Source organism: Actinomadura sp. GTD37 (assembly GCF_041951365.1).
Classification (GTDB): Bacteria; Actinomycetota; Actinomycetes; order Streptosporangiales; family Streptosporangiaceae; genus Spirillospora.
Genome location: NZ_JBGNUS010000001.1, coordinates 2,606,603 through 2,622,298 on the forward strand (window position 1 = coordinate 2,606,603; position 15,696 = coordinate 2,622,298).

A 15,696-nucleotide genomic window follows, 5' to 3' on the forward strand; every position below is an offset into this window, starting at 1 on the left:
ATAGACAAATGTCGGGGGGTGGACCGTGGCTCCCCCCACCCGTGACATCGGCGTCATCGACATGCGCGACGTCATCGCCTCCCAATGGGCCGACGTCAACGAGTTCGTCCCCGACCTCATGTGGCCCACCTCCGTGCAGATGTACGCCCGTATGCGCCACGACCCCCGCCTCGCCGCCATCCTCAAGGCCTACTCACTCCCCATCCGCCGCGCGACCTGGGCCGTGGACCCGGCAGGCTGCCGAGACGAAGTCGTCCAGACCGTCGCCGACGACCTCGGCCTCCCCATCCTCGGCGCGGACACCAAACCAGGCCCCGCCCGCCGCCGCGGCGTCAACTGGCAGGAGCACGTCCGCCTCGCCCTCCTGTCCCTGGTGTTCGGGCACTCGGTGTTCGAGCGCCGCTACGAGATCCGCAACGGCCAAGCGCGCCTGGTCAACCTCGGCGAACGCATGCCCTGGACCATCGGCGCGATCAACCTCAACCGCGACGGCACCATCTCCGACATCCGGCAGGAGTTCGGCGTCACCGCCGCCATCCCCGCCAACCGCCTCGTGTGGTACACCAACGAACGCGAAGGCGCCACCTGGACCGGCCGGTCCCTCCTGCGCGACGCGTACGGGCCCTGGCTTCTCAAACACGAGATGTGGCGGGTCAACGCCACCGCGATCAGACGGTTCGGCATGGGCATTCCCACCGTCGAAGCCCCGCCTGGTGCGGCACCCGCGCAGATCGCCGTAGCGCAGCGCCTCGCCTCCGCCATGCGCGTCGGAGACACCGCCGGCGCCGGCCTTCCGAACGGGTTCCAGTTCAAGCTCACCGGCCTCACCGGGTCGGCGCCGGACGCAGTCGAGATGATCCGTTACCTCGACCAGCAGATGTCGACGGCCGCGTTGACGGGGTTCCTCGACCTCGGGCAGACCGAGACCGGCAGCAGGGCGTTGAGCGACAGCCTCGTCGACATGTTCATGCTCAGCCTGCAGGCCGTCGCGGACGAAATCGCGAACGTCGCCACCAGCGGACAGCCTGGGTTGAGCGGCGCCGTCACCGACCTTGTGGACGTCAACTGGGGCGAGGACGAACCCGCACCGCGCATCGTGTGCACGGACGTGGGGCAGCGCCACGACCTGACCACCGAAGCTCTCCACGAACTCGTCACGGCGGGTGTCATCCACGCCGACGACGACCTTGAGGCCTACTTCCGCGGCGCCTACCGGCTGCCGCCCCGCAAGCGCGACGATGTCGCCACGGCTGAGCGGTCTTACGCGTACGACCTGGACTACGGCATCCTCACCATCGACGAGCGGCGCGCGCAGATCAACCTGCCGCCGCTGCCGAATGGCGCCGGGCAGGCGCTGCCCACGCCATCGAATTTGCGGTATGTGCCGCCCGATCCGGAGACCGGGCCGGAGGCGCCTCAGGTCGAAGCGGCAGCCGCAGCACAGCGGGAGCCGCTTCTCACCGTGGACGAGCGGCGCGCGCAGCTCGGGCTCCCTGCCCTCCCTGGCGGTGAGGGCTCACGGCTCTCCGCTTCCGGTGCGGCCGCCACCCCTCCGGCGCCAGTCTCGGGCTCTTCCGCCGCTCCGGCCCCCCATGCCACGGAGCCTGCGGGAGACGGTGCCGCGCCGGCCGCCGCGGCGCGGCCGGCGAGCCGGCGCGGCACCAGCCACACCCCCCGACGTGCCACCGGCCGGAAGGCCCGCGCGCGCAGCATCCGCGCCGCCGGTGATCCCACCGCGGGGCACCGGCAACTCACCATGATCGAAGCCGCATCCGGCATGGACCCCGACCAGATCCAGGCCGACCACGACGCCGCCCTCGACAACCTCCTCGAAGCCTGGGCCGCAATCCAGGTCGCGCAGACCGACGCACTGATCGAGCAAGTCACCGCCGCCGTCGCCGCAGCGGACACCGCCGCCCTCGCCGCCCTCGCCGTCGACACAGCACCGGCCGCCGAAGTCCTGGTTCCAGCGCTGATCGCGATGGCCGGTGTAGGCGCGGGGCAGGTCGTCGCCGAGGCCGCATCGCAGGGCGTCGACCTAGCGGTCCCAGACCTGGACGAGGACGCGCTGACGACGCTGGCCGAGACGATCGCCGCGCTCATGGGCCGGGCGAGCGGGGACGCCGCCGGCCGCGAAGCGCTGCGGGTGTGGACCCCGGACGCATCCGGTGACGACGTCGCGCAGCTGGTGCGGACGCACATGGAGTCCCTCACCGATGCGTGGCCGCGCGAGCAGCTCGGCGGCGCACTGTGGGCCGCGCAAGCCGGAGGCCGGTGGGCCGCGCTCTCGACCGCCGATGACACGACCTACGTCGCCTCCGAGGTCCTCGACAAGGGGACCTGCAAGAACTGCCTGGAAATCGACGGCCACGAGTTCGAGTCCCGGGCCGCGGCCGGTGCGGCGTATGCGGCGGGCGGCTACATCGAATGCCTCGGCAGGCTCCGCTGCCGGGGGATCCTCGTGGCGAGATGGGGTGACTCGTGACCGACCCGGCCCCTGAGGTCACCGTCATGAAGGCGCCGCCCCTCATCACCGTCCCGGCCGTCGAGCTGATGCACACCGGGCAGTGGCCGATCTCCACCGGCATCGCGAACTTCACCCCCGGCGACTTGCAGAACGCCGTCGCCGCGCTCGCCTGCCCCGCCGTCCGCCGTCCCGTCCTCAAGCTCGGCCATGACGAGCCCGACCCGGACGAGCAGAAGAAACGCTGGGACGGGGAGCCCGCGGTCGGCTACATCACGAACATGGCCACGGTCGACGGCGGCCAGACGCTGATCGGGGACTATGCGGGGATGCCGTCCTGGTTGGGCGGCGAGGTCCTCGCCTCCGCCTACCCGGACCGCAGCATCGAGGGCACCTACGACTTCCGCTGCCAGATCGGCCACACCCACCCGTTCGTCATCACGGCCGTGGCGCTCCTCGGCGTCGTCGCCCCCGGCATCGGCACCCTGCAGTCGCTGCAGGACGTGGCCGCCCTGTACGGCGTCACCGACCCCGGAGAGCAGGTCGCGGCCGCGGCCGGCCCGGATCCGGTCTCGGGCCCCTCGTTCACCCTCACCGTCCACGCCGCCCGCCAGGAGGCTTCCATGCCCAACCCGAACCCTGCCCAGGTGCGGGCGGGCGTCACCACCGACGACGTCCGCCGCGCCTTCTACGACTCCGACTACGGCAAGTCCTGGGACATCTGGATCTGCGAAATCCAGCTCGGACCCGACCTGCAGATCATCGCGATCGACGACACCACCGGAAAGCTCCAGCGCATCCCCGTCACCCTCGCCGAGGGCGATGGTGAGGACGCCGTCGAGTTCGCCGACCCGGTCACCGTGGTCGTCCGCTACGAGGACGCGCAGGTCGCCGCATCCGCTGGACGACAGGTCGTGGCGTATGCGTCCCGCGCCGAGTCCCGCCCCGGGCAGGTGCGGGCCGAGACCGTGTCCGACACCGCCTGGGCGGACTTCACCGCCGCCGACTACGACATCACCCAGTGGAAGAAGGCGTGCCTCATCGACACCGGTGAGGGCGAGGAGGACTCCAAGGACCGCTACAAGGTCCCCGTCCGCGAACCCGACGGCACCCTCAACCGCAACGGCGTGCATGCTGCGGCCGGCGCGCACGGCATTTCCGCCGTGAAGGGCATCGACGATGCTGCGCGGGAGAAGGCCGCGAAGGCGCTGGTGAAGCTCTACCAGGACGAGCTGGACGAGGACCCGCCCGAGAGCCTGCTGAAGCTCGCCGGCATGGACGACGACACCACGACGAACGCTTCGGCCGCCGCGGCGCGGCCGGGATCGAAGAACACCCCCGCGCCCGTCCGGGCCGGGGGCACCACCGGTAAGGAAGGAGCCGCCATGGACGCGGCGAAGCTCCGCGAGGCCCTGGGGCTCTCTCCCGAGGCCAGCGACGACGAGGTCAGGGCCGCCCTGGCCGAGCAGGGCGTCACCCCTGCGCAGCCGCCCACCGAGGACCCGGCGAACGAGCCGGGCGAAGGCGAGGGCACCGAGGGCGGCGAGAGTGAGACCGCCCCGGCCGAGCCGGTGACGCAGCAGGCCACGACGGCTCTGCCGCCCGGCACGGTCGCGATCGACGAGACCGCCCTCAACGAGCTCCGCGAGCAGGCGCAGCAGGGTGTCGCCGCCCGCGCGCAGCAGAAGCGCGAGGCCCGGGACCGTACCCTCTCCGACGCCGTCAAGGCGGGCAAGTTCCCCCCGGCCCGCAAGGAGCACTGGGAGACGTACTGGGAGCGGGACGAGGAAGGTGCCCGGCAGGCCCTCGCGTCGCTGGCGCCCGGCCTGGTCCCGGTCGAGGACGCCGGCCAGCCCGGCGGCGAACTCACCAACGAGGCCGTGGACGCCGAGTTCGACCGCCTCTTCCCCACCAGCCCGAAGGCGAGGTCCTGACCCATGGCCGACTACACGCCCGTCTACACCCCCGGCACCGCCATGACCTGCACCGCGTCCGCCACCGTGACGGGCGGGCAGCTCGTCGCGGTGTCCGGCGACGGCACGGTCGGCCCGGCCGCGGCCGACTCCCTGAAGGTCGTCGGCGTCGCCGCCTACGACGCGGCCGCCAACGGCCGGGTGACCGTGTGGCCGCGCGGCCAGGTCCACGAGGTCACCGCGACCGGCGCGGTCACCGCCGGAGACATCCTCGTCGCCGCCACGGCCGGGACCGTCAAGACCCTCGCCGTGGTCACCACCCCCACCGCCGCCGACGTCAACGGCGCGCGGGCCATGCTCGGCATCGCCCTCACCACGGCCGCGGACGCCGCGGCGGTCCGCTACGTCGCCCTCTAAGGCGCCCAACCTCCCATACGTGCGAGACCCCCAACCCTGCGGGCTGGGGGTCTCTGCGTTGAGAAAGGAAACCAGATATGCCCGGGACCTTCCCGGCGGGCGCCCCGACTCTGTCGGGCGACCTGCTCACCATCCACCGGCTGCTCCAGTCGCCGACGCAGATCCAGCGCAGGCTGCGGGAGTTCACCGACCTGCGGTTCGTGTCTGACCAGATCCTGACGCAGCGTTTCCGCACCAGCGGCGGCGCGGTCATGTACGAGGTGTCCGAGCCCATCACCAACGCCCGCGCCGCCGAGTCGGTGGGGGCGGGGTCGGAGTACCCGCACGCCAACATCGGCGTCGGCACCGCCGCTCTCGCGGCCGTCCAGAAGTGGGGCCAGGCCGTCCTGCTCACCGACGAGCAGGTCAAGCGGTCGGTGTATGCCGGTGCGGCGGTGGACCGGGCGCTCCGCAAGGTCGTCAACACGATCATCTCCAAGGTCGACGCGCTCACCATCAGCGCGATCGGGTCCGCGGTTACCGGCACCGTCGCGGCGGGCGCGGGGTGGGGGATGACGACGGCGACGATCCTGCGGGACCTGGAGAAGGCCCGTGCCGCGATCATCGACGAGAACCAGGGCTACAACCCCGACATCATCCTCATGAGTTCGACGAAGTACGCGCTCATGGCGTCGGACACAGTGGTCGCCAGTCTCCGTCAGCGGGAGACCACCGACAACCCGATCTACGCCGGGAAGATCGACCTGGTGGATGGCCTCACCGTCATCACGACCTCCTCGGCGAACCTGCCCAGCGACGACGTGTGGGTGGCGGACTCGCAGCAGCTCGGCGGGATGGCCGACGAGGCGGAGGTCGACCCCGGCTACACCGTGGGGGACATGGCGGTGCAGGTGCAGTCGGAGCGGCTGGCGCGCCGCGACGCATGGGACCTGTGGGGTCGGCGTCTGACGGTGCCGGTGATCCAGGAGCCGCTGGCGGCGCGGAAGATCACCGGCACGAACGCGACGTCGTGAGGCTGGTGACCATGTCGAGCTACAGGGTGACGGCGCCGTGTCTGGTGCATGTGCCGGTGCGGACGGCGACCGGCCCGGCGCTGGGCACGGTGTACGCCGGGGACGTGCTGCCAGGCGGGGTGCCGGAGGAGAAGATCCGGTTCTGGCTGGACGGCGGGATGATCGAGGAGATCGAGGCCGCCGACGAGCCGGAGTCGGGTGGCCCGGAGGTGGCCAAGGGGCAGGGCCCCGAGCCGGGGCAGGCACCGGGACGGCAGCCGGGTGTCGAGGTCGACCCCGACCCTGATGTGCCGGCCCCCAGCGTGACCGCAGGCATCACCCCGCCACCGACGGGTGGTGCGGGTTCGGGCAAGGAGGCGTGGGTCGACTACGCCGTCGCCCGCGGGTTCACCCGCGAGGACGCCGAGGGCATGACCCGCGACGACCTGATCAAGGCACTCAAGCCGGCCGAGTGAGCAGCGGCCCGGCGTTGCGCCACCCCGTCGCACGCCGGGCCGCCCCAACCAGTAGAAGGGAGGAGCCATGGCGACTCTCGCCACCACCGTCCTCACCGCACTCGGCTCCAGAACCACCGGCACGACGGCAGGGCAGGCCGCCGGATGGCAGTCCGCCACCGCGACCACCGGCGACCTCGTGCCGTTGACCGGCCGCGGCGTCATCGTCCGGCTCAAGACCAGTGGGACCGCCTGCGTAGCGACGATCGACTCCGTCGTCCCGTCCAACTACGGCCAGGACCAGAACCTCACGGTCACGCTCGGCGCGACGGACGAGAAGGAGGTGTATCTCGACTCGTCTGACCAGCGGTTCAACCAGGGCGGTGTGAGCAACGGGTACGCCAAGGTCACCTGCGACGTGGTGACCGGGGTGTCGATCACCGCGAAGGTCGTTCCGTAGCCGATGGCTGAAGTGTGGGCGCCGACGCTGGCGCAGGTCGGAGCGAAGATCCCGACCCGCACCCGCGACGACACGGTCCCACCCCCCGAAGACACACCTCTTGCCACCTGGACCGACCGCACCATGCCCACCGCTGCGATGGTGCAGCCCCTCATCGACGGCGCTGTCGTCTCGGTGCTCCACGCCGTCGGGTCCATCCCCACCACACTCGAAGCCCTGGCCACTGAGGCCGCCGCCTGGAGGGCGGCCGCCGATATCGAACTCGCCTGGCCGGAGCGGGACGCCGACCTGCGCGAGGTGTACGACCGCCTCGACGCCCGAGCCAAGCTCGCGCTCAAAGAGCTGGTCGACGCGTGCGATGACGCGGGCACCGGCGCCGACGGAGGCACCCCGCGATGGTCATTCCCCGACCCGGTGCCGTGGGGCGACACCTATCTCTAGCAGGAAGGACACCAGCGATGGCCGGTAAGCCCTACGACTACATCGCCATGCGGACGATCTACTACGGCGGGTCCCGCGCCTACAACACCGGCGACCCCGTCCCCGCCGCGAACGTCGAGAAGCACGACTACGAGGTGGGTGTCGACGTCGCCGAGTACGGCACCGACGCCGCCAAGCGCGTGACCGGCGAGCTCACCGCCGAGCCGCCCGAGCCGCCGGCCGAGCCGGTCGCCAAGCAGCAGCCCGCCGTCCCGAAGCCGACCCCGGCGAAGGCCAAGCGGAGCAGCGGCGACAGCGACGGCAAGGGCGACGCCGAGGCCCCCGAGCCGACGGGCTGACCTGATGCCGCCGCGCCCGGAAGACCTCGCCGCCTTCGGCGTCACCCCGGAGGTCTCGGTCCGCCTCGCCGACGTCGAACCCATCCTCGGCCTCGTCGCCGCGATGGCCAGGTTCAGTGCGCACCTGACCCCGGACGCGTACGCGGCGATGCCCGAAGCCGCACAGGACGCCCTCGGCCAAGCGCAGGCACTGCTCTGGCGGCTCGAACGGTCCGCCCCCGACCCGCCCAAAGCCCAGGCACCGGCGGCCGTCCACGCGGACGCACAGCCCGCCAGGGAGGGGTGAACCGCGATGGCCCCCACAGGCGGCAGACTTCAATGGAACGAACGCGAGTACGACCGCCTGTTCAACAGCGAGGACGGGCCAGTCGGCCGGGACCTGAACCGCCGCGGCGAGATCGGCACCCAGACCGCCAAGCGCCTCTGCCCAACCTCCCCGCGCGGCTCCGACGGCCGCGGGTCCGGCTACACCCGCTCCAACATCGGCCACGCCCTCGGCCGCGACGAGCGAGGCCTGTACGTCGATGTGAAGTCCACGGCCCGGACCCGCGACGGCATCCCCATCTCGCTGCTGCTGGAGTTCGGGACCCGCGCCCACATCATCACCTCGCACGGCGACTACCCGCTCCGCAACCGGCAGACCGGCCAGGTGTTCGGCCGCAGCGTGCGGCATCCGGGCACCGAAGCACAGCCGCACCTGCGGCCGGCGCTAGTCGAGATGGTCCGGAGCTGACGTGGCCGTCGACGCCGAAGGCGCCGTCAAAGACTGGCTCAACAGCCGACTCGACCTCGTCGGCCACGGCAACGCCATCCCGCTCGGCGCTCACCTGAACCGGCTCCGCTCACCCGGCAAAGGCGCCTACGCCTACCTGCAGCTCATCAACGGGACCCGCGCCCTCGCCGCCGAAGCCCCCGTGCACGCCGCCCGCGTCTCGGCGATGTTCTACGGCACCACCCGCGAAACCGCCTCCTACGCGGCCGTCGCCTACGCCACCGCCCTCGAAGCCCTCGACGGCGTCCCCACCCCCATGGGCCCGGGCGTCCTGTGCCACACGGTCGCCGATGTCACCGGGCCCGTCCCACGCGACGAGCACGACTCCAACCGTGAGCAGTGGGTCTACATCGTCGACGGCGACTTCTACCTCGCAGCCGCCTCCACGGTCGCAGCCTGACCGCACCTGCCCAACCCGCCGGGTGCCGCGGAGCGCGGCCACCCACCCCTCCTGTCCACCGTTGGGCTGTAGCAGCCCGGAAGGGATCACGCCATGCCTGCGATCACCGTGCCCACCACGGGCCTCGCCCTCGGGCCGGGGTACCTGTACTACGCCCCCCTCGGCTCCGACATCCCCACCAACACCGTCACCTCCGGCCTGTTCAGCGACACCTGGCCGGCGGCGTGGAAGCCGATCGGCATCACCAAGGAAGGCCACGAGTTCAGCGTGGAGCCGGACACCGACAACGTCGAGGTCGCCGAGTTCCTCGACGTCCTGGCCTACGTCACCACCGGCCGCGAGATCGGCATGTCCTTCGAGATCGCCCGCATCACCCTCAGCTTGGAGAAGGTCGCCATGAACGGCGGCACCATCACCTCCACCGGCGCGGGCGCCGACCAGCTGAACGAGTACACCCCGCCGGAGATCGGCGAGGAGGTCCGCATCATGCTCGGCTGGGAGTCCACGTCGCTGAAGGAGCGCCTGGTCCTGCCGAAGGCGTTCCAGCAGGGCAACGTCACCACCGCCCGCCAGAAGGGCGCCGACAACGCCACCCTCCCCGTGGAGTTCCGCTGCGAGCGGCTCGACGGAAGCCCGCCCTACTTCCACTGGACGATCGGAACGGACCTCGCCTGATGACCACCCCCCAGCCCGAGCAGCAGACCCTGCAGGGCGGCGTCATCCTCGGCAAGGGCCAGCCCGCTGACCAGCCGCCGCCGTCCCACATCCGCCTCGCCCCCGACACCCCCGACACCCCCACCCCGGACCCGGAGGGCGACGCGCACGAGATCCAGGCCATGACCGCGGGCATCACCCTCGTCGACCGCGTCGAATGCCTCGGCGGGCACTACCGCATCAAAGACAAAGTCGGGTTGATGCCTTTGATGCGGTTCGCGCACGTGTCCAAGAAGGTCGACGAGGACGAGATGGAGGCGCTGGTCTGCATCTACGACATGCTCAAAGCCTGCATCCACCCCGTCGACTGGGACCGGTTCGTCGAGGACATGACGGAGAAGGACGCCGACGTCGAAGAGCTCATGCCCGTCGTCGCCCGCACGATCGAGATGCTCGCGGCCCGCCCTACCCAACAGTCCTCCGACTCATCGCCTGGGGACTCGACCACTGGGCCTGGCTCGACGCGCACCTCCTCCTCGGTGGATCTGCCGGCGGGGCCGCGGGTGCCGGACTGGGCCCGGGAGACGGTGCCGGTCGCCGCGGCGGGGGCGCGGCGGGCCTGACGAGCCTGTCCCTGCGGCAGTTCTGCAACGTCGTCTACTACACCCTGATCACCGGCGGCGAGGAGAAGGACGTCGCCGAGGTCGAGGAGATCCTCGCCGCACCCCTCGACCCAGCCGATGCCGAAGCGCACAAGCGCGTACGGGCGGCAGTCGCCAACCTCCACCGTCTCCGCTGACCCGGCCATCCCCGGGATCGACCACGGGTGAGGGGGTGGCTGCTTGGCTCCCCTCGCCGAAGCGTTCGTCCGGGTGCGCGCCCGCACCGATGGAGTCCGCCGCGACGTCAACCGCGAGTTCGGGGGCGCGGGCCGTGAGGCCGGCGACACCTTCACCCGCGGGTTCCTGGGTTCGGGGCTGCTGCGCAGCGCGGGCCGCGCACTGTCGCGGAGCCTGGGCGGAGGCAGCGACTGGTCCGGCGCCGGCGGCAACGCCGGCCGCCAGTTCGGGGCCGGGTTCACCCGGGACGCCAGCGGCATCCTCCGTGACTCGCTCGGCCGGTACGTGTCGGAGTCCGCCGCCCGCGGGCGGGAGTCGGGGCAGCAGTTCGGGCAGCAGTTCGGGGCAGGTTTCACCCGCGACGCACGCGGCCGCCTCCACGACGCCCTCGGCCGGTACGTCTCCGAGAGCGGAGCGAGCGGCCGCGAGTCCGGGCAGCAGTTCTCGACCGGGTTCACCTCCGCTGCCTCCGCCATCCCACCGATCAACATCAACGCCGGGCCCGCCCTCGCGGCGATCCAGCAGCTCGGGATCGGGCTCCTGTCCCTGGCGGCTATCCCGGTCGGCGCCACCGCGATCGTTGGGCTGACCGGTCTCGCCGGCGCGGCCGCGGCCGCCGGGGTCGGGGTGCTCGGACTGCAGGCCGTCGCCGTCCCGGCGTTCGGCCGGATCGCGGAGGCGATCGCGCAGGAGAAGGCCGCGCAACTCCAGTCGGGGCAGGCCGCCGTCCAGTCGCAGGGGCGGGCGCTCGCGCTGGCCGGTGCGCAGCAGGCCCTCGCGTCCGCTGTCAGGAATGCGGGGTTCGCGCACAAGCAGGCACTGGAGGGGGTCCGGACTGCGGAGATCTCCCTGTCGCAGGCGCAGCGGTCGGCGATCGGCGCGCAACTCGACCTGACGCGGGCGCGGCAAGAGGCGGCCCGCGCGTTGCAGGATCAGCAGAACCAGCTGATCTCGGGGCGCCTGGCGATCCGGCAGGACGAACTCGCGGTCGACCGGGCGCGGATCGCGCTGCAGAAACTCACGTCGGCGCGCCAAGACGATGCGTCGGTCGCGCAGGCTCAGGCCGGGCTCGCCGACGCCGAGGCCGCCGCGCGGAAGGTCCTCGCCGATCCGGCCGCCGCCGACGCGGCGAAGGAGGCCGCCAAGCAGGCGGTTTCCTCCGCTCAGCAGGCGGTCAAGTCCGCGCAGACCCAACGCACCGAACACACCCTCGAACGCAAGGAAGCTCAGCTCCAGTACGAGCAGGCGATCCAGCAGCTCCGCGAGCAGCAGCTCGCACAGAAGCGCCTGGAAGCCGACTCCCGGAAGGCCGCCAAGGCTGGCGTCTCCGGGTCGGAGCAGGTGCGGGCGGCGCGGGAGGCGCTCCGGTCGGCGAACCTCCAGGTCGCCAGCAGCGAACGCGCTCTCAGCCAGGCGCGGGCGAACGTCGCCAGGACGGACGCGCAGTCCGCCGACGCGGTCACCTCCGCCCGCCGCGCGCTCACCCAGGCCAGCCTTCAGGGCGCGGCGGGGAACGCCGCACTCGCCGCCGCGATGGCGGACCTGTCGCCGGCCGAGCGGAAGCTGAAGGCCGACTGGGAGGACCTCACCGCCACCTTCGACAAGTGGCAGCGGTCCATGGAGCCCACCGTCCTGCCGCTGTTCTCCAAGGGCATCGGCATCCTCAAGTCCCAACTCCCCAGCTTGACGCCGTTCGTTGAGGGCGCCGCGTCCGGGTTCGACAAGCTCCTCGACCGCGTCAGCAAGGGCGCGAAGGGCAAGGAGTTCGCCGGGTTCAAGAAGCAGCTCGCCGCCCTGTCCGGGCCCGCGACCGAATCTCTCGGCAATTCGACGATCAACGTGGCGGTCGGGATCGGCCGGATCTTCCAGGCGTTCCTCCCCTACGCCCCCGTCGCCTTGGCCTACCTGGAGAAGTTCACCGCCAAGTTCGCCGAGTGGTCCAAGACCAACTTCTCCGGCGGCGGCTCCGAGGGGTTCAAGAACTTCATCGAGTACGCCAAGACCTCCGGCCCCCAGGTCCTGTCCACCCTGAAGGAGGTCTCGGCCGCGATCCAGCACCTGGTGGTCGCGTTGGCGCCGCTGGCCGGGACTGCCGGGCTGGGGGCGCTGTCCACGATCCGGCTGTTCGCCATCGCCGTGCAGGGCCTCAGCCCGGGGCAGATCCAGGCGATCGCGGTGGCGCTGGTGGCGGTCAAGGTCGCGATGCTCGGGATCGCGGCAGCCAGAACCGCGAGCACCGCCATCTCGGGGACGGTCGGCGCGCTCCGTACGGGGGCGGGCGCGGCGGCCGGGTTCGTCGGCGGGTTCCGCAACGTGAACCGGGCGTTCGAGGACGGGGCGTCCCGGTCCACGACCCTCGGTGCAGCGCTCCGCTCCCAGTTGCAGCGGTGGCGGCAGCAGGCCTCGGCCGCCCGCGCCTCGGCCGCGGCGACCCTGTCGACCGCGCGCGCGAACGCCCGCGCGAAGGCCGCCGCTGCGGGGAACTGGCTGAAGACGCAGGCCTCGTCGTTCCGCGCCGCCGCGGCGGCGAAGCTGGCGGATGCCCGCGCCGCGGCCACCAACGCGGCGGCGAACCTGCGGGCGAAGGCCGCGGCAGCGGGGAACTGGCTGTCGGTGCAGGCGGCAGCGCTGCGTGCCGCGGCCGCCGCGCACCTGGCCAATGCCCGCGCCGCCACGGCAGGCGCGATCGCGAACCTTCGCCAGCGCGCGGCCGCGATCGCCTCCGCCGTGGCGGCCGGGGTGGTGAAGGTCGCGACGGTCACCTGGACTGCGGTGCAGTGGCTCCTCAACACCGCGCTCAGCGCGAACCCCATCGGCCTGGTCGTCCTGGCGGTCGCCGGGTTGATCGCCGCGTTCGTGCTCGCCTACAACAAGATCGGCTGGTTCCGCACAGGCGTCCAGGCCGTCTTCTCCTGGCTGCAAACCGCGGTCTCATTCGTGGTCAATTTCGTGAAGTCGCACTGGCGGCTTCTGCTGCCAATCCTGCTTGGGCCGTTCGGGATTGCGATAGCGCTCATTACCAAATACTGGTCGCAAATAAAAGGCGCGGTAGTTGTGGCGGCAACGTTTGTGATCAATTGGGTGAAGTCGCACTGGCGGCTCCTGCTGTCGATCTTGGGCGGCCCGATCGGCCTGGCGGTCGCGCTGGTCACCAAACACTGGAGCAAGATCAAGAGCATCACGACCGGCATGATCAACGCCGTCCAGTCCGGAATCCACCGAGGAATGACCGCAGTCCGCAATTCCTTCTCCAACGCGGTAACCGCCATCGGCCGCACCTGGGACCGCATTCGCGGAGTCACAAAGGCACCCGTGAACTTCGTGATCAACACGGTCTACAACAAGGGCATCCGCGGGCTCTGGAACACCGTCACCGGCTGGCTCCACCTCAAGGGACTGCAACTCGGGAAAATCCCCGCGCTCGCCGCCGGTGGCACCCTCAACAACCCGCAGCGGGTCGGAGCCGGCGGGAAGTACTCCAAGGCGACGGCGATCGTCGGCGAAGGAGACACGACACACCCCGAGTTCGTCATCCCCACAGACCCCGCGCACCGGTCCCGAGCCCAAGCCTTGTGGGCCGCGGCCGGGTCCAAGCTGCAGATGCTGGAGGGCGGCGGGCTCCTGGGCTCGGTCTGGAAGGGCATCAAGAAGGGCGCGTCGAAGGTCACCGACATCGGGAAGATGGGCCTCGCGCTCCTCGACGATCCGAAGAAGCTGTTCGACCAGACCGCCGCGAAAATGGTGCCGGGCGCCCAGCACCTGGCCACCTCGCCGTGGGGCACCGCGATCGCCGCCGTCCCCAAGCGCCTGCTGGGCGCGGCGTGGGAAGCCGCCAAGGGCATGATCGACGCGTTCAAGAAGGGGTTCGGCGGAGGCGGCGGCGCTCAAGGCGTCGTCAAGGCCGCACGCACACAGATCGGCGTCCCGTACGTGTGGGGCGGCACGAACTGGAATCACGGCCTGGACTGCTCCGGCCTCACCCAGGGCGCATGGAGCCACGGCGCGAAGAAGCAGATCACCCGCACCACCTACACCCAACGCAAGTTCCTCAAGACCATCCCCGGCCCCCGCCCCGGCGCCGTCGGGCAGCCGCACTCGGGGCACACCTACATGGCGTCCCGCGTGCAGGGCGGCAAGACATGGGTCGTCGAAGCGCAGCGGACCGGCACCCGCATCAGCGAGCATCCTCTGACCCGGTCGACGCCGTGGTGGGGCTGGCCGCCCGGCATGGCCTCCGGCGGCGCGCTGGTCAAGGGCCTGGGAGAGCAGTTCCTCAAGGGCCGCAACCCGGCCGCGAAATGGCTCGGGCTCGCCGGCGACCCGGGCGGGGTGGTGCGCGGGTACGGGCCGCAACTGCGCCCCCTCACCTTCGATAGCGGTGGCCTGCTGCCGCCGGGGATGTTCAACCGGACCGGGCGCCCCGAACGGGTGACGACCGACGAGCAGTGGTCGGCGCTGATCCGCCTCGCGCAGCGGGGAGCGGAGCCGCAGCGGCCGATCGAGGTCCACAACCACGCCCTGCCCGGCATCCCCTCCGACCAGCAGATCACCAGCTCGCTGGACAAGGCGCTCATCATGCACGGCGGCGGCTGGTAAGGGGAGGGTAGATGCCGCTCTATTCGCCAGGCGCACCGCCGGTCGTCCGGCCGCCGGTCGGGACCGTGGTCACGGCGGTCACCATCATCGTCGACCCGTCCGGGCGCGAGTGGCCACTGGACGGCACGAACGGCATGTGGCGGACGCCGGGCCGTAAGGGGTTCCACGCGCCGAGCTACACGCACTACAGGGACGAGTCCCCGGCGGTGGACGGCGCGTTCTGGCGAGGTGTCCGCGCGACGGTGCGGGAGCTGTTCATCCCAATCGTCATCATCGGCGACACCCGCGCCGACCTGTTGGCCGCGCGCCGCTCCCTGATCGCCGCGATCTCCCCGAAGCGCGGCGAGTGCACGATCGTGTCCCGGCAGCCCGACAACACCTACCGCTCGATCGACGCCCGGTACGTGTCCGGCATGGAGGGCGAAGAGGGTAAAGGGCCGTGGGGCGTCCTCCTGATGACCTACGGCCTCACCTTCGTCGCCGACGACCCCTACCTGTACGGGCCGTCCGTCCCCCTCGCGTGGGGATCAGCCGACGTGTCCCGCACCGAACTCCCCATCCCCGGCGCCGACGGCTTCTACGAGGTCGTCTCCGCGAGCAGGATCCTCGGCGACTCGACCGTGGACAACCTCGGCGACGTCGACGCCTACCCGCTGTGGACCTTCTCCGGGCCGTTCACCGAGATCCAGCTCACCAACACCTCGTCGGGGAAGTCGCTGACGCTGACGCACACCGCCGCGACCACGTCCGACACGATCACCATCGACACCCGCCCCGGGCGAACCAGCGTGGTCGACCAGGCCGGAACCAACCGCTGGTCCGCGCTGAGCGGCGGCTACTCCCTCTGGCCCCTCCTGCCCGGCCGCAACAACCTCGCCATCGAGGTGACCGGGTCGACCGAGGACACCCGGGCGTCCATGACCTACAAGCCCCGCTACGAGAGCGACTGACCTTC

Annotated in this window: 15 protein-coding genes; all 15 read left to right on the top strand. The window is 71.3% G+C overall.

Going from position 1 to position 15,696, the window contains the following annotated elements:
- Window positions 1-25: 25 nt before the first annotated feature.
- Window positions 26-2,485 (top strand): hypothetical protein, encoded by a 2,460-nt coding sequence (locus ACA511_RS12705; protein WP_375024359.1) that lies wholly within the window; start codon window positions 26-28, stop codon window positions 2,483-2,485.
- Window positions 2,482-4,398: a phage protease gene (locus tag ACA511_RS12710; protein ID WP_375024360.1), complete on the top strand. Its 1,917-nt coding sequence runs from the start codon at window positions 2,482-2,484 to the stop codon at window positions 4,396-4,398. Before ACA511_RS12705 ends, ACA511_RS12710 begins: the two co-directional genes overlap by 4 nt.
- A gap of 3 nt (window positions 4,399-4,401) precedes the next feature.
- Window positions 4,402-4,794 carry a capsid cement protein gene (locus tag ACA511_RS12715; protein ID WP_375024361.1) on the top strand — a complete coding sequence of 131 codons (393 nt, stop codon included), beginning with the start codon at window positions 4,402-4,404 and terminating at the stop codon, window positions 4,792-4,794.
- 77 nt (window positions 4,795-4,871) lie between these two features.
- Entirely contained in the window at window positions 4,872-5,807 is a 936-nt protein-coding gene (locus ACA511_RS12720) for a hypothetical protein (RefSeq protein ID WP_375024362.1), read from the top strand.
- 11 nt (window positions 5,808-5,818) lie between these two features.
- Window positions 5,819-6,262 carry a hypothetical protein gene (locus ACA511_RS12725; RefSeq protein WP_375024363.1) on the top strand — a complete coding sequence of 148 codons (444 nt, stop codon included), beginning with the start codon at window positions 5,819-5,821 and terminating at the stop codon, window positions 6,260-6,262.
- Window positions 6,263-6,329: 67 nt separating this feature from the next.
- Entirely contained in the window at window positions 6,330-6,701 is a 372-nt protein-coding gene (locus tag ACA511_RS12730) for a hypothetical protein (protein ID WP_375024364.1), read from the top strand.
- 3 nt (window positions 6,702-6,704) lie between these two features.
- On the top strand, window positions 6,705-7,142 hold the full coding sequence (locus ACA511_RS12735) for a hypothetical protein (protein ID WP_375024365.1): 438 nt from the start codon (window positions 6,705-6,707) through the stop codon (window positions 7,140-7,142).
- A 17-nt stretch (window positions 7,143-7,159) separates the two neighbouring features.
- Entirely contained in the window at window positions 7,160-7,480 is a 321-nt protein-coding gene (locus ACA511_RS12740; RefSeq protein WP_375024367.1) for a hypothetical protein, read from the top strand.
- A gap of 4 nt (window positions 7,481-7,484) precedes the next feature.
- A complete protein-coding gene (locus tag ACA511_RS12745) occupies window positions 7,485-7,766 on the top strand; it encodes a hypothetical protein (protein WP_375024368.1) in 282 nt (93 codons plus the stop codon).
- A 6-nt stretch (window positions 7,767-7,772) separates the two neighbouring features.
- Window positions 7,773-8,213 carry a hypothetical protein gene (locus ACA511_RS12750; RefSeq protein ID WP_375024369.1) on the top strand — a complete coding sequence of 147 codons (441 nt, stop codon included), beginning with the start codon at window positions 7,773-7,775 and terminating at the stop codon, window positions 8,211-8,213.
- Window position 8,214: 1 nt separating this feature from the next.
- Window positions 8,215-8,652 carry a hypothetical protein gene (locus tag ACA511_RS12755; protein ID WP_375024370.1) on the top strand — a complete coding sequence of 146 codons (438 nt, stop codon included), beginning with the start codon at window positions 8,215-8,217 and terminating at the stop codon, window positions 8,650-8,652.
- Window positions 8,653-8,745: 93 nt separating this feature from the next.
- Window positions 8,746-9,327, top strand: coding sequence for a hypothetical protein (locus ACA511_RS12760; protein ID WP_375024371.1), 582 nt, complete (start codon window positions 8,746-8,748; stop codon window positions 9,325-9,327).
- The gene (locus tag ACA511_RS12765) at window positions 9,327-9,929 is read left to right on the top strand and encodes a hypothetical protein (protein WP_375024372.1); all 603 of its coding nucleotides are present in this window, start codon (window positions 9,327-9,329) and stop codon (window positions 9,927-9,929) included. Before ACA511_RS12760 ends, ACA511_RS12765 begins: the two co-directional genes overlap by 1 nt.
- 219 nt (window positions 9,930-10,148) lie before the next feature.
- Entirely contained in the window at window positions 10,149-14,741 is a 4,593-nt protein-coding gene (locus ACA511_RS12770; protein ID WP_375024373.1) for an NlpC/P60 family protein, read from the top strand.
- An 11-nt stretch (window positions 14,742-14,752) separates the two neighbouring features.
- Complete coding sequence (locus ACA511_RS12775; protein ID WP_375024374.1) at window positions 14,753-15,691, top strand: phage tail domain-containing protein; 939 nt, start codon at window positions 14,753-14,755, stop codon at window positions 15,689-15,691.
- The last annotated feature ends 5 nt before the right edge of the window (window positions 15,692-15,696 follow it).